Source organism: Phytohabitans sp. LJ34 (genome assembly GCF_052068095.1).
In the GTDB taxonomy this organism is placed as follows: Bacteria; Actinomycetota; Actinomycetes; order Mycobacteriales; family Micromonosporaceae; genus Phytohabitans.
Window position 1 is genome coordinate 366,224 of sequence record NZ_JBQHDG010000003.1, and the last position, 20,314, is coordinate 386,537.

Consider the following 20,314-nt stretch of genomic DNA (forward strand, 5'->3'; position numbering starts at 1 on the left):
TTAGTCGGGTAGAGCGCCGACCTGGCTGAGGAACTGGACGATCTCGGCCTCGAAGAGCGCCTCCGGGTCGGTCAGCGCCCAGCGCAGCTGCTGGAAGACCTCCATCGCGACCATGCCGTAGAGCCGCGCCCAACCGGACAGGAACGTGTACGCGACCTCGATCGGCAGGTCGCCGTGTGCCTCGCGCAGCGGGCCGAGGTGGGGGCCGAGGTGCTCCAGCATGTACTCGCGCGGGGGCGTCGGCCACGGCTGGCGCTGCCACAGCCGGAGAAACGCCTCCAGGTAGGGGCGGCCGAGGTCGGCGCCCGGGTCGTCCGGCAGGCACTCGAGACCGAGGTGGCCGACGCCTGGGACCGGCGCGCCGAAGACCAGGCCGAACTCGACCGGGTGGCCGACCGCCCAGGCGCGGTACGCGCGGGCCATCGCGGCGAGCTGCCGGCCGGGGTCGTCGCCCGCCGCCTCGCTGGCCGCGGCCACCACGCCCGCGACCTCCTCCATCAGGTCTTCGGCGAGTGCGAGGACCAGCGCTTCGAGGCTGGGGAAGTAGCGGTAGATGGCCGGCGCGGTCATGCCCATGTCGCGGGCGATCTGGCGCAGTGAGATGGCCTGCGGCCCGCCCGCCACGAGCAGCCGCCGCGCCCCCGCCTTGATCTCGGAGACGGTCGCGGACCGCAGACGCTCCCGACGCGTGGGTGACGAAGTCGTCATGCCCGCGAACCCCCTTGACGCCAGCAAACGGCGATTGCGATAGTTAACACCGTTCACCTGACTGATCGGCTATTACAGCGTAGCTGTTGCGCGGTGGGGGAAAGCGATGTTCGCGTGGTGGGGAAGGACAGTCGTCCGGCTGAGGTGGGCGGTGCTCGCGGCGGCCGCGGTGCTCGTCGTGGTGGGCCTGACCTGGGGCGCCGGGGTGTTCGGCAAGGTGACCGGCGGCGGCTTCGACGACCCCGCGAGCGAGTCGACGAAGGCACGCGACCGGATCATCGCCGAGCTCGGCAACCAGGACGTCGACGTGCTCGTCCTGTACTCCAGCGACAGCACCACCGTGGACCAGCCGGCCTTCCGCGACCCGGTCACCACCACGCTCACCGCGCTCCGCGGGCTGCCCGAGGTGGCGAGCGTGACCAGCTGGTACGACACGCAGGCGCCCAACCTCGTCTCGGCCGACCGCCACGCGACGTACGCGGTGGTGCAGCTGCGGGCCGTCGAGCCGGATGACAAGACCGCCGCGTACGAGCGGGTGGAGCCGGCCCTCGACGCGCCCGGCGTGACCACCGACGCGGGCGGCACGGTGCCGTTCCTCTACGAGGCGAACCACCAGACCGAGCGCGACCTGGTACGCGCGGAGACGATCTCCCTGCCGGTACTCCTCGTGCTGCTCGTCGTGATCTTCGGCGGGCTCGTCGCGGCCGGCATGCCGCTGCTGATCGGCGGCCTGGCGATCCTTGGCGCGTTCGTGGCGATCCGCCTGCTCACCCTCGCCACCGACGTCTCGGTCTTCGCGATCAACGTGATCACGCTGATCGGCCTCGGCATGGCGATCGACTACGCGCTCTTCGTGGTGAGCCGCTTCCGCGAGGAGCTGGCGGCCGGGCACGACACCCCGGCCGCGATCCAGCGGACGATGACCACCGCCGGCCGCACCGTGATGGTCTCCGGCCTCACGATCGCACTCGCGCTGGCCAGCCTGCTGATCTACCCGCAGGTGTTCCTCCGCTCGATGGGCTTCGGTGGCGTGGCCGCGGTGCTCGTGGCGATGCTCGGCGCGCTGACCGTGCTGCCCGCGCTGCTCGCCGTGCTCGGTCCCCGGGTCAACGCGCTGCGTATCCCCATGCCATGGCGCCGGCGGACCGCCACGCACGGCGACGGCTGGGCCCGCGTCGCCCGCAGCGTGATGCGCCGCCCCTGGCTCTACGCGGTCGGCGTGGTCGCGATCCTCGCCGTCTTCGCGGCGCCGGCGGTCCGCATGGAGTTCGGCGGCTTCGACGAGCGGGTGCTGCCCGCCGGCAGCGAGCCGCGGGTGGTCGCCGACCGGCTGGCCACCGGGTTCCCGGGCGGCACGGTCGGGCCGATCGAGGTGCTGGTCTCGGGTGCGCCGGAGGCCGCGGCGCGGCAGTTCGCCGAGCGGGTCGGCCAGGTGCCGGGCGTGACCGGCGTACAGGTGACCGCCAACCGCGGCGACTCGACGCTGCTCTCGGCGACGTACACCGGCGAGTCCACCGGCCAGGTGGCCCAGGACGCGGTCCGCACGATCCGCGACCTACCCGGGCCGGCGGCCGCCGAGGTGCTGGTCACCGGCCGCACCGCCGCCGACCTCGACCTCATCTCCAGCCTCGCCTCACGCCTGCCGTGGATGGCCCTGATCATGGCGTCGGCCACGCTGGTGCTGCTGTTCCTCGCGTTCGGCTCGGTGGTGCTGCCGATCAAGGCGGTGCTCATGAACCTCGTCTCGATCGGCGCCTCGTTCGGCGTGGTGGTCTGGGTCTTCCAGGACGGGCACCTCGCCGACCTGCTGGGCTTCACGCCGACCGGGTTCATCGAGCCGAGCAACCCGATCCTCATGCTGGCCGTCCTCTTCGGACTCGCGACGGACTACGAGGTGTTCCTGCTGTCCCGGGTACGCGAGGAGTGGGACCGCACCGGGAACAACACCGCTTCGGTGGCACACGGCCTGGCCCGCACCGGCCGCATCATCACCGCCGCCGCACTGCTGCTCATCGTGGTGGTGGCCGGCTTCGCGACCGGCGGCATCATGTTCATCAAGCTGATCGGCATCGGCATGATCGTCGCCATCGTGGTAGACGCGACGCTGGTCCGCGCGCTGCTGGTCCCGGCGACGATGCGGCTGCTCGGCCGCTGGAACTGGTGGGCACCGGGTCCGCTCGGCCGCGTCTACAGCCGCTACGGCCTCAGGGAAACCGAAGCCCCCCAACCCGTCCGCGAACCAGAACCCGCCAGTCGCTCCTGATCTGTCGGTTACGAGGCTGATTTGCCCGGGCCCGCGCCAGTTGCGGACCGCCGCGCGGGGCCACCTCCGCGCGCCGAGCCCCCGAGCCCCAAGAGGGCAGTCCTCTTGGGCGTGAGTTCCCAGCAGGGGTCCCGTATACCCGCCCAGACAGTGACAGGGCTGCCCTCTCGAGGACGAGCGGGCGGGCGGGGTCAGCGGCCGACGATCGCCGCGATCTCGGCGCAGATCTCGCCGAACGTGACGTGGTCGCCCGCCCGGCGGTACTCGTCCGCGGCGTACCAGAGCATGTCGGCCGCCTCGCTGATGTGGCTGATCTGCCGGTATGCCCGGCCGAGCAGGCGGCGCGTCTCGGCCTTCGACAGCACGTCGCGGTTTTCGTCGAAGAGCTGCTCGGCGCGGCGCAGGACGCTGATCGCCGCGGCGTAGCTGCCCTGGTCGATCAGCAGCTCGCCCTCGGCCCGTTTGATCCGCGCCTCGAGCGGGCCGATGGCGCAGGCCGCGCCGCGGATGTCCGGCAGCGCCTGGCTGGCGAGGCGGATCTGTGCGCCGGCCTCCTCCAACTGGCGGCCACGGGTCAGGGCGCGCGCCAGCATGCAGCGGGCCCTGATCTCGCCGACCTCGTTGTTGATCCGCCGGAAGGTCAGCACGGCCTCCGCGGCGAGGTCGACGGCCTCCTGCGCCAGCCGGTCGCCTTCGTCGCCTCTTAGGTGTCGCGCGGCCGCGAGCTTCACCCGGGCGGTGCGGTACGCCACGGAGGCCACGCGCCGCGCGTTTTCGCGCTCCGCCAGCGACGCGAGGCCGAGGTGGTCCAGCGCCGCCTGCCAGTCGCGCCGCCGGCTGGCCACCTCGGAGAGGTTGACCTGGATGCGGTAGCGGACCCGGTCGTCGTTTGCTGCCTGCACGTCCTGGTACGGGCGGTCCGTGCGCCAGCGGGTCGCGTCGGTGGCCGCCTGCATCTCGGCCTTCAGCACCTTGAGCATGGCGAGTTCGGTGGCGACGTACGGGTCGGCGTGCGCGTCCGTCGTGCGCCTGATCAGCTTCGCGGTGCGTTCGAGGCTCCTGCGCGCGTCGGCGTAGGCGGCCGCCTGGAGGTAGGCCTCGGAGATCCGGCGGTGCGCGCGGATGATCAGCTCTTCGCTCCCGGGCTGTTGGGTGACCTCTTCGAGCGCGGCGATGCCTTCGTCGTAGCGCTCGATGCTCACCAGGTAGCTCCCGCGCGCCACCGCCACGGCCACGCGGGCGTCTTCGTCACCCAGCTGCTCCGCGGCCTCGGCGCACGTCTTGAACGCGCGCAGGCACCGCTCCGGGTCCAGGTCGTACGGCACGCAGTCACCGAGCAGGGAGCCGATCCACCAGCAGGCCGCCCAGTCGCCGTTCGCGGCGGCGGTGTCGATGGCGTCGATCAGGCTCGCGTACTCCGCGGCCACGTACCGCAGGCCGCCACCGCTGCCGCGCACCACCTGGAGGTGCGCCTCGTGCATGCGGTCGCGCGCCGCCTGCTGCTCCCGCGCCGGCACCCGCTCGGCGAGCTGCTCCCGGGCGTAGAGGCGGACGAGCGGGTGGAAGTGGTATCGGGCCGGGCCGGACGAATCCTGGTGGGCCACGTCGACGAGCTGGGCGGCGCAGAGCTGGGCCACCAGGTTTTCGGCCTCCAGGACGTCGACGTCGATGAGCGCCGCCAGCACCCACGGCTGGAAGGTCGCCGACTCGACCATGGCGAGCAGGTGGAAGGCTTCCTTCTCCCGGTCGGTCAGCTTCCGGTACTCGCTGGCGATGCGTCCCCGCACGTCGAGACCGCGAAACTGGAGCTGCCCGAGCCGGCCCTGCTCGTTGCGGAGGATGCGCGCCATCCCGCACAGCTGCTGCCCGCCCTCCGCCGCCTGCTCACCCGCCGCCCGGAGCGCCAGCGGCAGCCGGCCCACGAAGTGCACGATCTCCGCGGTACAGACGGGCTGCTCGTACGGTGACGTACGCGCCGCGGTGCGCAGGATCTCCGCCGCTTCGACCGCCGACGGCACGTCGACCGGCATCGAGGCGCCGCGGGCGTAGAGCGACAGCCCGAGATCGCGCCGGCTGGTGACGATGACCGTGCAGCCGGGCGCCGTGGGCAGCAGCTGGCGCACCTGGTCGGCGTTTCGGGCGGCGTCGAGCACGACGAGGACCCGCCGCCCGGCGAGGAGGGAACGGAACATCTTGAGCCGATCCTCGGTGCGCCGCGGCAACCCCTCGGTGCGGCCGAGCGCGGCGAGGAAGATCTTGAGAACCTCGCCCGGCGGCCGCGGATGGCCGGCACTGCCGAGCGTCGCGTAAAGCTGGCCGTCCGGGTACTGGTCGGCGATGCGGTGCGCGAACTCGTCGGCGAGCGCCGTCTTACCGACGCCCGGCCGGCCGTGCAGCGTGATCAGCTGAGCGCCGGCCGCACCGGGATCATCGATCGGGCGGGCGTCACGCTGTGCCCGGCCGGTCGCGTGGTGGTGCAACAGCTGGGCGAGCTCCTCCGCGCGCCCCCTGAACGCCACTTGGCGCTCCGGCAGCATGCGCGGCTTTGGCAGGTCGGGCTGCCGCGCCGGGGCGGCAGCCGCGGCCGGATCGAGAGCGGGGAGATCCGGTACCGGCGGAAGCGTGTTGTGCGGCGCCTCGGTGACCAGGATCGTGCCCACCGCGGTGAACGCGGTGACGGCGAGGAGCAGCGGCCATGGCGCGCCGCCCGTGACGACGCCGGTGCCGGCCGCGACGCCGAGCATCGCAGCCGCCACCGCGACCTTGACTCGCCGCCGGTTTGGCTGTCCCGAAAGCCAAACCGGCCACCGGAATCGCCAGCCCCGCTTCGCCATGCGCAATCCTCAGAGGGTTGAGATCATGCTTGCCGGTAGGTGGTCGCCGGGCTGTCGAGTAGCTCGTGCAGCCGGTGCTGGACCATGCCCTGCTCGAGCAGGTCGCCGAGGTCGTGCAGCGAGCGATCGGCCGTCCGCAACATCTCGATCGCGTCGTCGAACCGCTCCTGGACGAGCCGGACCTCCGCGAGCTCCTTGAGTGTGAGGGCCTCAAGGTGCTCGTCTTCGCAGTCGCGCAGCGTGTGCAGCGCCTCTTCCAGTGGGGCGGACGCCTCGACGGTGCGGCGTTCACGGAGGTAGGCCTTGCCCAGCAACAGGCGGCACTGTGCCGCGCCGTACCGGTCCTGCATCGAGGCGAACAGGTCGATCGCCGTATCGGCCCACCCGCGGCACTTTCGGACCTGGCCCACCTCGAGGGCGAGGCGGGCCTCGGCGTGCGCCAGCCATGCCAACCACCACCGCTGGCCGAGGTCCTCGGCGACTCGCCGGCCCTCGGCAAGCATCCGCTCCGCGCCGGGATGGTCGTCGGTGAGATCGAGGAACGCTCCCCGCGCCCAGCAGGCCCCGGCCCGCAGTAGCCGGCCCTGCCCCGCCCGCCCGACGATCTCGTCGACGAGGTCGAGGTCGGCGAAGCCGTCGCGGGGGCGCGCGCCGAACGCGTGGGCGATGGCCCGCTCGCGCAGGATCCGCACCCGCTCCTGCGTTGCGCTCCACGACGCGTCACCGGCGGAGAGGATGGACAGCGCGTGGTCGAGGTGGCCGAGCGCGGCGGGGATCTGGCGCCGCCGGCGCTCGATGAGGGCGTGGCAGCGCAGCGCGCGGATCCGGCCGAACGGGTGCTCCATCCGCAGGGCGGCGTCGGCCAGCTCGGTGGCCTCGGCGACGTTTCCCAGCTCGGCCTTGAACTCGGCGAGCGTCGCCAGCGCCAGGCCTTCGCCGCCGCGGTCGCCGTTTTCGCGGGCGAGGGCGAGGGCGGCGAGGATCATGTCCATCGCCCTGTTGAGGTCGCCGCCGTCCCGGACGACGTAGATGTCTTCGAGCAGGTCGGCACCGACGGTCTGCTCGGTGCGGATCGACTGGGCCCGCCGGAGCGCGTGGATGCTCTTCTGCCGCTGCTCCTCGGTGGTCTCCGCGAGCAGGCGCGCCCGCGCGTACCGGTGGACGTGTTCGAGGATCCGAAACGTGGTCAGGCCGGCGGTGTCCACAGTGGACCTGATGACGAGCCCGGCCTCGGCCAGCCGGTCGGTGATCCGCCAGACGGTGTCTTCGTCGTACTCGTCGCCGAGCAGAGCGGCGAGCATCCACGGCGCGAAGCTCAGCTCCTCCCGGAGCCCGAGCTGGCGGAGCGCGCGGCGCTCGTCGGTGGTGAGCAGCCCGTAGCTCAGGTCGAGCGCGCCGGCGAAGTCGGTGTGTGTCAGCGCGGTCGACGATCGGTTCGCCAGCTTTTCGACCACCTGGTCGAGACTCCAGTGCGGCCGGCGGCTGAGCGACGCGCCGGCCAGGCGGAGTGCGAGCGGATGGTATCTGACCAGCCCGACGATCCGCCCCGCCGCCTGCGGCGCCGCGGCCACCCGCTCCGCCCCGACGATGCTGCTGAGCAGGGCGATGCCGCTGGTCTTGTCGAGCGGCGGCACCGCCATCTGGAGGTCTGACTCCAGCTCCGGGAGCGGGTGACGGCAGGTGATGACGGCGCAGCCCGGCCCGGTGGGCAGAAGCTGCCGGATGTCTTCCACCTCGCCGACGTCGTCCATGATGACGAGCACCCGGCGGCCGTGGGTGAGTGCCGCGTACTGCGCGGCCAGCGCGTCACCCACCGGCGTCGCCTGGTCACCCGGCCCGCGGAGTCCCTTTACGAAGCTCGTGAGCACGGCGGTGCGGCCGTCACCGACGTGTGGAAAAGGGCCGAAGAGCTTGCCATCGGGAAATCTGTCGGCTACGAGGTAGGCGAATTGGATGGCCAATGTCGTTTTTCCGATGCCCGCCTCACCATGCAGGACGATCACCGTGCAGCGTTGCGATGTCTGGGCCTGAAGGGCCCCCATCATCATGGAAATCTCATCGTCTCGGCCGTGAAAAATGTCCGGCGGTGGCGGCAATTCCGACGGGATGACGAACGTGGAACCGGAAGGCCGCTGCGGTGACGGGCCCGGCTCCGGCGTGGTGACGGTGCCGCCCGCCGGTCCTCGAATGCTCCGCACCAAGATCCCGATAATGACGCCTAACAGCGCCGCGGCGATCACGCGAATGAGCGGTGCGGCTGTCACGATCATTAAGGCCAAATCGGCGACACCAACGACGAAGAGGATCGCCCATCGCCAGCTCTGGTGTCGCGCCCCGCTAGTTTTGTGATCATTCACCATGCGAGCCATCAACCTCCTGTTTGGCTGGACTCATGGTGGCCGACGAACGCAAGTCCTGCGATTCTCGCGCGAATTATGGCCGGCCGGCGGTGAATGTCGTGCCTTTGTCTGATCGGTTGACACGGACCTTGTATTCCGATCAGGTGCGATTAGGAGACCGGTCGCCTGCCGGCCGTCGGGGTCGGCGACAATGGCCGGGTGACCTCCCCCCGCGAGATCGTCCTCCTCGGCTCGACCGGGTCGATCGGTACGCAGGCGATCGACATCGTCCGGCGCAACCCCGACCGCTTCCGGGTCGTGGCCGTCGGCGCCGGCGGCGGCAATGTCGAGCAGCTCGCGACCCAGGCGCTGGAGCTGGGCGTGGAGGCGGTCGGCGTGGCCAAGGCGTCCGCCGTCCAGGACCTTCAGCTCGCGTTCTACGCCGAGGCGTCCCGCCGGGGATACGCCACGGGCGACTTCCGTATCCCCAAGATCTTGGCCGGGCCGGACGCGATGACGGAGCTGGCCGAGTGGTCGTGCGATGTGGTGCTCAACGGCGTGGTCGGCTCCCTCGGGCTCGCGCCGACGCTGGCCGCGCTGCACGCCGGCCGTACCCTCGCGCTGGCCAACAAGGAGTCGCTCGTGGCCGGCGGCCCCCTCGTCAAGGCGGCGGTGACGCGGCCGGGGCAGATCGTGCCGGTCGACTCGGAGCACTCGGCGCTGGCCCAGTGCCTGCGCGGCGGCTCGGCCGGCGAGGTGCGGCGGCTGGTGCTGACGGCGAGCGGCGGGCCGTTCCGCGGCCGGCGGCGCGAGGAGTTGACCGAGGTCACACCGGCGGAGGCCCTGGCACACCCGACGTGGCAGATGGGGCCGGTCGTGACGATCAACTCGGCCACGCTGGTCAACAAGGGGCTCGAGGTGATCGAGACGCACGAGCTCTTCGGGATCGGATACGACGCGATCGAGGTCATGGTCCATCCGCAGTCGGTCATCCACTCGATGGTGGAGTTCGTCGACGGGTCGACGATCGCCCAGGCCAGCCCGCCCGACATGCGGCTGCCGATCGCGCTGGCCCTCGGGTGGCCCGACCGGGTGCCCGGCGCGGCGCCCGCGGTCGACTGGACGAAGGCGCACGCGTGGGAGTTCACGCCGCTCGACGACGCGGCCTTCCCGGCGGTGCGGCTGGCCAAGGAGGCGGGTGCGGCGGGCCGGTGCCGCCCGGCCCTCTACAACGCGGCCAACGAGGAGTGCGTTGCGGCCTTCGTGGCCGGCCGGCTGCCATTCCTGGGGATGGTTGAAACGCTCGAACGGGTACTGGACGAGGCTCCTGACTTCGCCGAACCAGGTACCGTCGAGGACGTCCTCGCGGCGGAGGACTGGGCGCGATCACACGCCCAGCGGATCATCGGTGAAGGAGCTTGATGGAGATCTTCGGGATTCTCCTGTTCGCGCTGGGTATCTTGATCTCCGTCGCCCTGCACGAGGCCGGACATATGGGCACGGCGCGGATGTTCGGGATGAAGGTCACCCGGTTCTTCGTAGGCTTCGGACCGACCCTGTTCGCGTTCAAGCGCAAGGAAGTCGAGTACGGGCTGAAGGCCATCCCGGCCGGCGCGTTCGTGAAGATCGTCGGGATGACGCCGCAGGACGACGACGTCGCGCCCGAGGACCAGCCGCGCGCGATGTGGCGCTACCCGGTGTGGAAGCGCACGATCGTGATGAGCGCCGGGTCGCTCACCCACTTCGCGCTCGGCGTCCTGATCCTGTGGGGCCTCTTCTCCTTCGTCCCGCTCAACGACGAGACCAAGCTCCAGAGCCAGCCGGTCACGATCGCGAGCATCTCGCCCTGCGTCGAGCAGCAGTGGAGTGTCGACCCGGCCACGCAGCGTGAGCGCACCTGCGAGAAGGGCGTCGACCCGGACAGCGCCGCGGTCACGCTCGGCCTCCAGCCCGGCGACACCATCACCGCCCTCAACGGGCAGGAGATCCGCGGGTGGGACGCGCTGACCACCAAGATCCGCGCTTCCGGTGGCCAGCAGGTCACCATCACCTACGAGCGCGGCGGCACCACCGAGACCAAGTCGGTCCTGCTGCCGGTCGCCGAGCGGGTCAAGCAGCAGGTGATCCGCGACGACCCGGACCGCTCGGCCAGCGACATCACCCCCGCCGACCTGGAGAAGGTCGGCATGCTGGGCATCACACCGGAGATCCCGCGCACCGCGGCCGGTCCGATCGACGGCGTCGGCAAGGCCGTCGAGCAGACCGGTGTGATGTTCGAGGGCACGTTCAGCGCGCTCAAGCGCTTCCCGGAGAAGGTGCCCGCACTGTGGAACGCGCTGACCGGGGAGGAGCGCGATCCGGAGACGCCGATCAGCGTGGTGGGCGCCAGCCGCATCGGCGGCGAGCTCTTCGACCGCGGCGAGTGGCCGACGTTCATCCTGCTGCTGGCCGCGCTCAACTTCTTCATCGGCATCTTCAACCTGCTGCCGCTGCTCCCGCTCGACGGCGGGCACATCGCGATCGCCTGGTTCGAGCGGGTGCGCTCCTGGCTGTACGCGCGGCTGGGCCGGCCCGACCCGGGGCGGGTCGACTACTTCAAGCTCATGCCGGTCACCTACGTGGTGATTCTGATCTTCGGCGGGTTCACCCTGCTGACCGTCGCCGCCGATATCGTCAACCCGATCCAGCTGCCCTTCTGAGGTGAGACTCGCATGACCGCCGTATCCCTGGGCATGCCCGCGGTGCCACCGCCACCGCTGGCGCCGCGCCGCACGTCGCGGCAGATCATGGTGGGCTCGGTGCCGGTGGGCGGCGGTGCGCCGGTGTCGGTGCAGTCGATGACCACCACGCTCACCGCCGACGTCAACGCGACGCTCCAGCAGATCGCCGAGCTCACCGCGGCGGGCTGCCAGATCGTGCGGGTGGCGGTGCCCTCGGCCGACGACGTGGCGGCGCTGCCGGCCATCGCGAAGAAGTCGCAGATCCCGGTCATCGCCGACATCCACTTCCAGCCCAGGTACGTGTTCGCGGCGATCGACGCGGGCTGCGCGGCGGTGCGGGTCAACCCGGGCAACATCAAGGCGTTCGACGACAAGGTGGCCGAGATCGCGCGCGCGGCGGCCGACGCGAAGGTGCCGATCCGCATCGGCGTCAACGCCGGCTCGCTCGACAAGCGGCTGATGGCCAAGCACGGCAAGGCCACCGCCGAGGCGCTGGTCGAGTCGGCGCTGTGGGAGTGCTCGCTCTTCGAGGAGCACGGCTTCCGCGACATCAAGATCTCGGTCAAGCACAACGACCCGGTCGTGATGATCCGCGCCTACCGCCAACTCGCCGAGCAGTGCGACTACCCGCTGCACCTGGGCGTGACCGAGGCTGGCCCGGCGTTCCAGGGCACGGTCAAGTCGGCGGTCGCGTTCGGCGCGCTGCTGGCCGAGGGCATCGGCGACACCATCCGCGTCTCCCTCTCCGCGCCACCGGTCGAGGAGATCAAGGTCGGCAACGCCATCCTCGAGTCCCTGGGCCTGCGCGAACGCGGCCTGGAGATCGTCTCCTGCCCGTCCTGCGGTCGCGCGCAGGTCGACGTGTACACGCTGGCCGAGCAGGTCACCGCCGGCCTCGAGGGGCTGCCGGTGCCGCTGCGTGTGGCCGTGATGGGCTGCGTCGTCAACGGCCCCGGCGAGGCCCGCGAGGCCGACCTCGGCGTCGCGTCCGGCAACGGCAAGGGCCAGATCTTCGTAAAGGGCGAGGTCATCAAGACCGTGCCGGAGTCGCAGATCGTGGAGACGCTCATCGAGGAGGCGCTCAAGCTGGCCGACTCGATGGGCGCCGAGCTCCCCGATGAGCTGCGCGAGCTGATGGGCCCCACCGTCACCGTCCACTGAGGACATTGAGCGAGAAAATGAATATAGCGATGTCAGAGGCGTAGGTAGCCTTTGGCACATGCCACTTCAGCTCCCTCATCCGGATCCTGGTGTCCCGGATACGAGGGGGCCGATGCAGTACATCTGGTGGCTGGTCCGCAGCCAGCCGGTGCGGGTGCTGCGCGGCAGCCTGATCGGCACGGCGTGGATGGTCGGGCTGGCGGTCCGGCCCTACCTGATCTCGCGGGCGATCGACGACGGGCTGCGCGCGAACGACCGCCAAGCCCTGATCCTGTGGGTGGCCGCGATCGTGCTCGCCGGCTTCGGCCTGGCGTACCTGGGCATCATGCGGCACCGCACGATGACGTTCGTGCGCGAGGACGCCTCCGCCCGATCCGCCGGCGTGCTGCTGCGCCAGCTCTCCCGCATCGGCGCCGTCCTGCCGCGCAAGCTCTCCGCGGGCGAGGTCGCCACGGTCGGTGGCACCGACATCGTCAACACGTCGGCGGTGCTGACGATGACCGGGCCGGGCGTCGGCGCGGTGATCGCGTACGCGGTCGTGGCAGTGCTGCTGTGGTCGGTCTCCCCGTTCCTGGCGCTGTTCGTGCTGCTCGGCGTGCCGGCGATCGTCGTCGTGGTCGGGCCGCTGCTGCGCCGCCTGGAGCGCGCCGAGCAGGTGTACCGGCACCAGCAGGGTGCGCTCACCGCCCGCGCGGGCGACATCGTGGCGGGGCTGCGCGTGCTCGCCGGCGTCGGCGGGCGAGACCTGTTCGCGCGCCGTTACTCGGTCCGGTCTCAGGAGCTGCGGGCCCAGGGATACCGGGTGGGCGCGGTCAAGAGCTGGATCGAGGCACTGACGATCGTGATCCCGGGGCTCTTCCTTGCCGCCGTGGTGTGGCTGGCGGCCCGGATGGCCGCGCACGGCGACATCACCATCGGCGAGATGGTCGCCGTGTACGGCTACGTGACGGTGCTCATCGTGCCGGTCTGGTTCCTGCTGGAAGGCACCTATCAGCTGATCCGCGGCCGGGTCGCCGCCCGGCGGATCGTCGCGCTGCTGAGCCTCCGGCCGGACGACGCCGATGGACGCGGCACGCGGCCCGCGCCGGAGCGTCCGGCCGATCTCCACGACCCCGGCACCGGCCTGCTGGTGCCCGACGGGTGGATCGTGGGCGTCGCGACCGACGAGCCGGCCGAGGGGATCGCGCTGGCGGATCGGCTCGGTCGCTTCGCGCCCGGCGACGTCACCTGGGGCGGCGTGCCGCTCGCCGAGATCGCACTCGACCAGCTGCGGGCCCGGATCCTCGTCGCGGATCACGACTCGTACCTCTTCGCGGGTTCGCTGCGGGAGATGCTGCGGGTCCGGGACGGCGTCGACGACGCCGCGATGTGGCCCGCGCTCCGCGCCGCCTCGGCCGAAGACGTCGTCGACGCGCTGCCCGACGGGCTCGACACCGCCGTCGGTGGGCGCGCCCGCACCCTTTCCGGCGGGCAGCGGCAGCGGGTACGCCTGGCACGAGACCTGCTCGCCGAGCGCGACGTGCTGATCCTGATCGATCCCACCTCGGCCGTCGACGCGCACACCGAGGCGCGGATCGCGGAGCGGCTGCGCGCCGCTCGTGCCGGCCGCACCACGGTCGTCATCTCCACGTCGCCGCTGCTGCTGGGCCGCGTCGACACCGTGGCGCACGTTCGTCGCGGTCATGTCGTCGCCACCGGGCGGCACGCCGACCTGCTAACCAGCGACCCGAGCTACCGGGCGCTGGTCGCGCGAAACGCCGACATCGAAGACGAGGTGCGGCGATGAGGCGCCTGCCGGTCGCCGGCCGGGCCGCCGTACGCCGCGCGACCCTCGACCTGATCGCCCTCGACCGCCGGGCGGCGACGATCGTGGTGGTGCTGCACAGCGCCGCGGCGGTCGCCGGCCTCGCCACGCCGTGGCTGCTGGGTCGCATCGTCGACGAGGTGGCCGGCGGTGCGGGCGCGGGCGCCGTCGACCGCCTGGCGCTGGTCATCGCCGGCTGCGTGCTGGCGCAGGGGCTGCTGACCCGGTACGCGCAATACGCCGGGCACCGCTTCGGCGAGCGGGCGGTCGCGCGGCTGCGCGAACGCTTCGTCGCGCAGACGCTCCAGCTGCCGGTGTCCGTGGTCGAGCACGCCGGCACCGGCGACCTGGCCACGCGCAGCTCGGTCGACGTCGGCACCGTGGGCACCACGGTCCGCGACGTGCTGCCGGTGATCGTGCTCGCGACGGCCGAGCTGACCCTCCTGTTCGGCGCGATCTTCCTGCTGCACCCGCTGCTCGGGCTCGTCGCGCTGGTCGGCCTCCCGTCGATCTACGCGGTCACCCGGTGGTACCTGCGCCGGGCCAGCGCGGCGTACCTCGCCGAAGGCGCCGCCACCGCCGAGCTCACCGACGCGCTCACCACGACCGCCGAGGGCGCACGCACGGTCGAGGCGCTCGGCCTGGGCGGCGAGCGCATCCGGTACGGCAGCGAGCGGATCGGCCAGGTCTGGGCGACCCGGCGAGCCACGCTCAAGCTGCGGTCGGTGTTCTTCCCGGTCGTGGAGGGCAGTTACGCGCTACCCATCGCCGCGGTGCTGCTGGTCGGCGGCCTCCTGCTGAACGACGGGTGGTTCACGCTCGGTGAGGTGGTCGCGGCGGCCCTCTACCTCCAGCGGGCGATCGACCCGCTCGACCTGCTGCTCCAGTGGATCGAGCAGGCGCAGCGCGGCATCGCGTCGTTCGCCCGCGTGCTGGGCGTGGGGCAGGTGCCGCCGGAGCCGCGTGGCACCGCCTCCGCACCGCGCGGCGAGCGGATCGTCGTGCGCGGCGCCCGGTTCGCGTACACCGAGGGCCACGATGTGCTGCACGGCATCGACCTCGACGTCAACCCGGGCGAACGGCTGGCCATCGTCGGCCCGTCGGGCGCGGGCAAGTCGACGCTCGCCCGGCTGCTCGCCGGCATCGACGCGCCGCACGAGGGCGAGGTGAGCGTCGGCGGCTGCCCGGTCGTCGACCTCGACCCGGCCGAGCGCCGCCGCCGGATCGCCCTCGTCACCCAGGAGCACCACGTCTTCATCGGCTCGCTCCGCGACAACCTCGCCTTCGCCGCACCCCAGGCCACCGACGAGCAGATGCGCTCCGCGCTGGCCGTGGTGGGCGCGGACTGGTCGGCCGGACTGCCGGAAGGCCTCGACACCCAGCTCGGCGACGGCGCGCTCGAGCTGAGCGCGGCCGACGCCCAGCAGCTCGCGCTGGCCCGGCTCGTCCTGGCCGATCCGCACACCCTGATCCTCGACGAGGCCACCGCCGCCCTCGACCCCACCACCGCACGCCGCACCGAGCGGGCCCTCGCCGCCGTGCTGGAGGGACGCACGGTCATCGCGATCGCCCACCGCCTCAACACCGCGCACGACGCCGACCGGATCGCGGTACTCGAAGACGGCCGCGTAACGGAGCTAGGCAGCCACGACGACTTGGTGGACGCCGGCGGCACCTACGCCGCCCTCTGGCGCTCCTGGCACGGCTAAAGATCAATTTCTGAGCTACCGCGACGTCCGCCGTGGTCCAGACCGCTGCTCCCGCGGCCTCACCCTCCGCGATCCACACTCTCCCCCGGCCCCGCGTGCACGTCCGCGGGCCGAGACCTTGATCGCCCGGGTACCGCCGGGCCCACCAGATCTTGGCGTTTAACGGCCTCTCGACTTCGCGGTTTGACCGGCTCGGGGCCCGGCCAAGCAAGGCTTCGCAAGCGCGGTGCCCTTCGCGCTTCGGTGATCGTTAGCCCAAAACCCGTGTTCTCGCCCGCGTGTCACACGGGTTCCGGGCTAACGATCATGACACCGCCCGCATACCGAGCCGCCTCCCCAAACGGGGGGAAGGCGGGCCGGCGAGCCGCCGATCATGGTGTTTCGCGGTCAGGCCAACCCCTAAGCCGCGCCAGCGGGCGTAGCACGGCGAACACCGCAACCACCCACCAAGAAGGATGAACAAGCCGGGGACGGCCCGGCCGGAGCCCGAGGCCCCGCCGGAGGCCCTCGCCGGAGGCGCAGCAGTAACCGCAACCAAAGGCGAGCTGCCCATCGCCCACTGGGCGGTGCGTTGGGGCTTGGTCCGCGGACCTGGCAGCGGAGGTCGGGGGTTTCGGCGAGCCCTGCGAGCCGCCGGCCGGAGCGGTGCCCGCGGGAGCGAACGGTCCGCAGCTGGCGCGGACGGGGGCAAATTTGCCTCTGTAACAGAGTGGGCCCCGCGAAACGTCGCGGGGCCCTACTCGGCTGGCTGTTACTCGGACTCGGCCAGGATGGCGTAGAGCTTGCGCTTGGTCTCGTTGAGCACCTCGAGCGCGCGCTGGCGCTGCTCGGGCGTGCCGTTGAAGCCGACCTGGCGCAGCGCGTTCATGATCCCGAAGGCGGCGTCGCGGAAGTCCTGCGCCTGCGACACGGTGTCGTCGGCGAACTCCTGCCACGGCGGCGCCTCGGCCGCGCGGGTGGCCTCTTCGCGGCCGGCCTCGGTGAGTGCGAAGCGCTTGCGGCCCTCGCCGGTCTCGGCGACGATCAGGCCCTCGTCCTCCAGCAGCTGGAGCGTCGGGTAGATCGAGCCGGGGCTCGGGCGCCAGATGCCGCCGGTGCGGGTCTCCAGCTCGCGGATCATCTCGTAGCCGTGCATCGGGCGCTCGGCCAGCAGGGCGAGCACGGCCGCCCTGACGTTTTGACGGCGACCGCCGCGGCCCCGGCCGCCGTGCCGGTGGCCGTGCTCGTGGCCCCAGCCACCGCCCCAGCCCGCGCCGCCGCCGAACCCGAACCCGCGCATGCGGGCCTCGTGCATGTCTTGGAAGCCTCTGCGGAATCCCATGGTGTCCCCCTCTGGTGGATCTTCCGTTCTGTCGTTGATACGTTGACGATATATCGGTAACCTATCGTCGACAAGGGGAAGCGGGGAGGTTGTGACGTGGACGACGAGCTCACCGGCCTGGAGCACCTGCTACTCGCGGGCTGGCGCCGGCGCATGGATCCCTCGGACGCGCGGTCGCGCGCGGCCTGCCTGCTCATCCGGCTCGGCCTGGGCGAGGTCGCCCACCAGCCGGTGCGGACGTACGGCGCCGAGGCGCGCCGCCGCCTGGACGAGGCACTGTGCCTGATGTGCGAAGAGCCCGGCCGGTCCAACGGGGGGACCGGCCGGGCCGCGACGCTACCGGCTCAGGCGGTGCCGAGCACCGACAGGCCGGGCAGCGCCCTGTCGCTGTAGTCGAAGAGTGCCTGGTTTTCCCAGCCGTTGCCGGACGACGGGTTGGTCGGGTCCCACCCGTTGCCGTTGACCGCGGTCCACGTCGGCTCCCAGTAGAAGACGCCGAGGCCGCGGCCGTTGGGCACCGCCTTGACCGCGTTGATCACGGCCCGCAGCGCGTCCGCCTGGCCCTGCGCGGTCGCGGGGTAGCCGCCGGCCTGCTGGAGCGAGGAGTTGAAGATGTTCGGCTCGCTGTCTTCCTGGGCGAGCGTGAAGCCGTACGCCGTCTCGGCCACCACGATCGGCCTGCCGTAGCGGGAGGCGAGGTCGTTGATGTTGGCCTGGAGGCTGGAGACCGAGCCGTGCCAGTAGATGTAATGCGAAACCCCGATCACGTCGAACGGCACGCCGCGGCTGGTCGCCTGGTCGAACCACCACCGGTGCTGGGTGTTGTTGCCGCCCTCGGCGAGGTGCAGCATCACCTGGGTCGAGGAGTTGACCGCCTTGACCGCGTTGCTGCCGGCGGTGAGCAGGGAGGCGAGGTTGGCCCAGTTGTTCGAGCGGCCGTCCGGCCACAGCATGCCGTCGTTGATCTCGTTGCCCACCTGCACCATGTCGGCCGTCGTGCCCTGGGCCTTGAGCGCGTTGAGCACGTCGTACGTGTGGTCGTAGACCGCCTGCCGCAGCGCGGTGAACGACAGCGACGCCCACGCGGCCGGCTTGTTCTGCTTGCCCGGGTCGGCCCACGAGTCCGAGTAGTGGAAGTCGACGAGCAGCTTCATGCCCTGGCCCTTGATGCGGCTGGCCATGGTGAGCACGCGGGCCTTGTTGTTGTACCCGTCGGCCGGGTTGACCCACACCTTGAGCCGCCCGTAGTTGGCGCCGCCGGAGCGGAGGATGGCGAGCGCGTCGCGCTGGGTGCCGCCGCTGTCCCGGTACACGCCGCCGCGGTCCTCGCTCTTCTTCAGCGTGGACACGTCGACACCGCGGATCTGGATGGTGCCGCTGGTCGAGCCGCCCGCGAAGCTTGCGTCGTCGAAGCTGGCCCAGTTGCCCGCGTTGGCGTTGGAGAAGAGGCTCACCGTGCACTGTCCATTCGAGACGGTGGTGGTCACCGAGATCTGCGTCCACGCGTCGGTGGTGGGCACCGACGCCCGCTGCTCGGCGCCGCCGCAGTTCTTGAGAGCGAGGTACGCGGCGTTCTGCCCGCCGCCGGAACGTACCCACACCCGCGCGGTGTACGAGCCGTTGCTCAGCCCGGTCAGCGTCTGGGTCGTCTCCCACTGGTACGCGCCGGACGCCCAGTGGGTGAGCCGGAGTCCGGAGCGCCCGCCGGATTCGGTGTAGCCACTGCCGGACCACCCGCTGAGTCCCGACTCGAAGCCGGTGTTGGTCAGTGTGGTCGCCGCCGAGGCGGGCGCCGCCGGGACCAAGAGCAGGGCGGCGGCCGCCAGCATGACGAGGCGTCTCATCAGAACCTCCCGAAGACCTTCAGGGCCGGCAGTGCGCGGCCCGAGTAGTCGAAGACCGCCTGGTTTTCCCAGCCGTCACCGGAGGTCGGGTCGGCCGGGTCCCAGCCCGCGCCGTCCACCGCCGTCCAGGTCGGCTCCCAGTAGACGACGCCGAGCGTGCCCGGCACCGCCGCCACCACGTTGAACATGTCGCGCAGCGCGTCGGCCTGGCCTTGCGGCGTCGCGGGGTAGCCGCCGGCCTGCTCCAGCGCGGCGTTGAAGATGTTGGCCTCGTGGTCGTTCTCTTCGAGCGTGAAGCCGTACGCCGTCTCCACCAACGCGATCGGCTTGCCGTAGCGGGTGGACAGGTCGAAGAGGTTGGCCTGGAGCGCGCCGAGCGGCCCGTGCCAGTAGACGTAGTGCGAAAGCCCGATGACGTCGAACGGGACGCCGCGCGCGATCGCGTTGTCGAACCACCACACGTGGCCGCCGTTGTTGCCGCCCTCGGCGAGGTGGAGCACGACCTTTGTGGACGGTGAGGCCGCCTTGACCGCGTTGCTGCCGGCGGTGAGGAGGGCGGCGAGGCCGTCCCAGTTGTCCCAGCGGCCGTCCGGCCACAGTAGACCGCCGTTGATCTCGTTGCCCACCTGTGCCATGTCGGCCGGGGTGCCCTGCTGGCGCAGCGCGGAGATGACGTCGTAGGTGTGGTCGTACAGCGCCTGCCGCAGCCCGTCGAACGGCAGGTCCGCCCACGCCGCGGGCTTGTTCTGCTTGCCCGGGTCGGCCCACGCGTCGGAGTAGTGGAAGTCGATCAGCAGCCGCATGCCCCGCGCCTTCGCCCGCTTGGCCATCGCGAGCACCCGCGCCTTGCTGTTGTAGCCGTCCGCCGGGTCCACCCAGACCTTGAGGCGGGCCAGGTTGACGCCGTTGTCGCGGAGGATCCGGACGGCGTCGCCGGGCCTGCCGCGGTGGTCGCGGTAGACGGCGCCGTAGTCTTCGTTCTTGGTCAGGTGGGAGATGTCGGCGCCCTTGATCCGCACCGGGTCGAGCGCGCCGCGCGCCAGCGTGACGTCGTCGACGTGCGCCCAGCCGCTCGCCGCGGTGAGGCGGATCTGGCACCGCCCCGAGGTCACCCGCGCGTCGACCGCCACCTGCACCCACAGTTCGGGGCCGGTGCGGGGGACAGCCACGTCGCGGCCGGGCCCGCCGCAGTCGAGGCTCACCGCCGCGGCGCCGCCGCCGCGGACCCAGGCCCTCAGCGTGTACGTGCCGCGGGCCAGCCCGGACACCCGCTGCGTGGCCTCCGCCGGGCCGGGCCCGTGCAGCGACGCGGGAGCCAGGCCCGCTCCGGCTGAGGGAGGCTCAGCGGCGGCGGAGAGCGTGAGGCGGGCGGTGCCGGTGTGCCCGCCCTCTTCGGCCGAGGCGGCGCCGGCGGTGGCCCAGCCGGCGAGTCCGTCCTCGAAACCCGCGTTGCGCACGCCGCCTCCGGAGGCTCGTGCCGGAACATTCCCCAGGAACCCGCCGACAAGGGCGGCGGATACCGCGACCGCGACCAGCCGGAACAATCTCATAGCCAGCCTCCTGTGAGCGCTCACAGTCATTTGAAATGGAGTTATGTCCGTAACATAGCCG

Annotated in this window: 13 protein-coding genes; 7 read left to right on the forward strand and 6 right to left on the reverse strand. The window is 71.6% G+C overall.

Annotation, left to right across the window (positions count from 1 at the left end):
- Entirely contained in the window at positions 1 to 708 is a 708-nt protein-coding gene (locus tag ACTMTJ_RS07095; protein WP_441215293.1) for a TetR/AcrR family transcriptional regulator, read from the reverse strand.
- A gap of 151 nt (positions 709 to 859) precedes the next feature.
- Here ACTMTJ_RS07095 and ACTMTJ_RS07100 point away from each other — a divergent pair, with 151 nt between their 5' ends.
- On the forward strand, positions 860 to 2,971 hold the full coding sequence (locus tag ACTMTJ_RS07100) for an MMPL family transporter (RefSeq protein ID WP_441215294.1): 2,112 nt from the start codon (positions 860 to 862) through the stop codon (positions 2,969 to 2,971).
- Positions 2,972 to 3,162: 191 nt separating this feature from the next.
- Here the strand turns inward: ACTMTJ_RS07100 and ACTMTJ_RS07105 are convergent, their stop codons facing one another.
- Together ACTMTJ_RS07105 and ACTMTJ_RS07110 are read right to left on the reverse strand one after the other, a co-directional pair.
- A complete protein-coding gene (locus ACTMTJ_RS07105) occupies positions 3,163 to 5,727 on the reverse strand; it encodes an NB-ARC domain-containing protein (protein WP_441215295.1) in 2,565 nt (854 codons plus the stop codon).
- A gap of 101 nt (positions 5,728 to 5,828) precedes the next feature.
- Positions 5,829 to 8,174 carry an NB-ARC domain-containing protein gene (locus ACTMTJ_RS07110; protein WP_441215296.1) on the reverse strand — a complete coding sequence of 782 codons (2,346 nt, stop codon included), beginning with the start codon at positions 8,172 to 8,174 and terminating at the stop codon, positions 5,829 to 5,831.
- Positions 8,175 to 8,363: 189 nt separating this feature from the next.
- Here ACTMTJ_RS07110 and dxr point away from each other — a divergent pair, with 189 nt between their 5' ends.
- The 5 genes from dxr to ACTMTJ_RS07135 all read left to right on the forward strand — a co-directional run bounded on the left by dxr (position 8,364) and on the right by ACTMTJ_RS07135 (position 15,538).
- The gene (dxr, locus tag ACTMTJ_RS07115) at positions 8,364 to 9,566 is read left to right on the forward strand and encodes a 1-deoxy-D-xylulose-5-phosphate reductoisomerase (RefSeq protein ID WP_441215297.1); all 1,203 of its coding nucleotides are present in this window, start codon (positions 8,364 to 8,366) and stop codon (positions 9,564 to 9,566) included.
- Complete coding sequence (locus ACTMTJ_RS07120) at positions 9,563 to 10,843, forward strand: M50 family metallopeptidase (protein WP_441215298.1); 1,281 nt, start codon at positions 9,563 to 9,565, stop codon at positions 10,841 to 10,843. Before dxr ends, ACTMTJ_RS07120 begins: the two co-directional genes overlap by 4 nt.
- Before the next feature lie 12 nt (positions 10,844 to 10,855).
- Positions 10,856 to 12,025 (forward strand): flavodoxin-dependent (E)-4-hydroxy-3-methylbut-2-enyl-diphosphate synthase, encoded by a 1,170-nt coding sequence (ispG, locus tag ACTMTJ_RS07125; protein ID WP_441215299.1) that lies wholly within the window; start codon positions 10,856 to 10,858, stop codon positions 12,023 to 12,025.
- 112 nt (positions 12,026 to 12,137) lie between these two features.
- A complete protein-coding gene (locus ACTMTJ_RS07130) occupies positions 12,138 to 13,811 on the forward strand; it encodes an ABC transporter ATP-binding protein (RefSeq protein ID WP_441215300.1) in 1,674 nt (557 codons plus the stop codon).
- The gene (locus ACTMTJ_RS07135; RefSeq protein ID WP_441215301.1) at positions 13,808 to 15,538 is read left to right on the forward strand and encodes an ABC transporter ATP-binding protein; all 1,731 of its coding nucleotides are present in this window, start codon (positions 13,808 to 13,810) and stop codon (positions 15,536 to 15,538) included. Before ACTMTJ_RS07130 ends, ACTMTJ_RS07135 begins: the two co-directional genes overlap by 4 nt.
- Positions 15,539 to 16,289: 751 nt before the next feature.
- Here ACTMTJ_RS07135 and ACTMTJ_RS07140 read toward each other — a convergent pair.
- Positions 16,290 to 16,859 carry a PadR family transcriptional regulator gene (locus ACTMTJ_RS07140; protein WP_441215302.1) on the reverse strand — a complete coding sequence of 190 codons (570 nt, stop codon included), beginning with the start codon at positions 16,857 to 16,859 and terminating at the stop codon, positions 16,290 to 16,292.
- A gap of 96 nt (positions 16,860 to 16,955) precedes the next feature.
- Between ACTMTJ_RS07140 and ACTMTJ_RS07145 the strand changes: the two genes are divergently transcribed.
- Positions 16,956 to 17,252, forward strand: a complete 297-nt coding sequence (locus tag ACTMTJ_RS07145) for a hypothetical protein (RefSeq protein WP_441215303.1) — start codon at positions 16,956 to 16,958, stop codon at positions 17,250 to 17,252.
- Here the strand turns inward: ACTMTJ_RS07145 and ACTMTJ_RS07150 are convergent.
- Together ACTMTJ_RS07150 and ACTMTJ_RS07155 are read right to left on the reverse strand one after the other, a co-directional pair.
- The gene (locus tag ACTMTJ_RS07150; protein WP_441215304.1) at positions 17,204 to 18,703 is read right to left on the reverse strand and encodes a glycoside hydrolase family 53 protein; all 1,500 of its coding nucleotides are present in this window, start codon (positions 18,701 to 18,703) and stop codon (positions 17,204 to 17,206) included. The two genes, ACTMTJ_RS07145 and ACTMTJ_RS07150, sit on opposite strands and share 49 nt — an antisense overlap.
- The gene (locus tag ACTMTJ_RS07155; RefSeq protein WP_441215305.1) at positions 18,703 to 20,253 is read right to left on the reverse strand and encodes a glycoside hydrolase family 53 protein; all 1,551 of its coding nucleotides are present in this window, start codon (positions 20,251 to 20,253) and stop codon (positions 18,703 to 18,705) included. The genes ACTMTJ_RS07150 and ACTMTJ_RS07155 overlap by 1 nt, the downstream gene beginning before the upstream one ends.
- Positions 20,254 to 20,314 lie beyond the last annotated feature (61 nt).

What these genes read in the sequence shown, in the direction of transcription:
- ACTMTJ_RS07095 (WP_441215293.1), bottom strand. Translation starts at nt 708, where the DNA reads ATGACGACTTCGTCACCCACGCGTCGGGAGCGTCTGCGGTCCGCGACC.
- ACTMTJ_RS07110 (WP_441215296.1), bottom strand. Translation starts at nt 8,174, where the DNA reads ATGGCTCGCATGGTGAATGATCACAAAACTAGCGGGGCGCGACACCAG.
- ispG (WP_441215299.1), top strand. Translation starts at nt 10,856, where the DNA reads ATGACCGCCGTATCCCTGGGCATGCCCGCGGTGCCACCGCCACCGCTG.
- ACTMTJ_RS07130 (WP_441215300.1), top strand. Translation starts at nt 12,138, where the DNA reads ATGCAGTACATCTGGTGGCTGGTCCGCAGCCAGCCGGTGCGGGTGCTG.
- ACTMTJ_RS07135 (WP_441215301.1), top strand. Translation starts at nt 13,808, where the DNA reads ATGAGGCGCCTGCCGGTCGCCGGCCGGGCCGCCGTACGCCGCGCGACC.
- ACTMTJ_RS07140 (WP_441215302.1), bottom strand. Translation starts at nt 16,859, where the DNA reads ATGGGATTCCGCAGAGGCTTCCAAGACATGCACGAGGCCCGCATGCGC.
- ACTMTJ_RS07150 (WP_441215304.1), bottom strand. Translation starts at nt 18,703, where the DNA reads ATGAGACGCCTCGTCATGCTGGCGGCCGCCGCCCTGCTCTTGGTCCCG.
- ACTMTJ_RS07155 (WP_441215305.1), bottom strand. Translation starts at nt 20,253, where the DNA reads ATGAGATTGTTCCGGCTGGTCGCGGTCGCGGTATCCGCCGCCCTTGTC.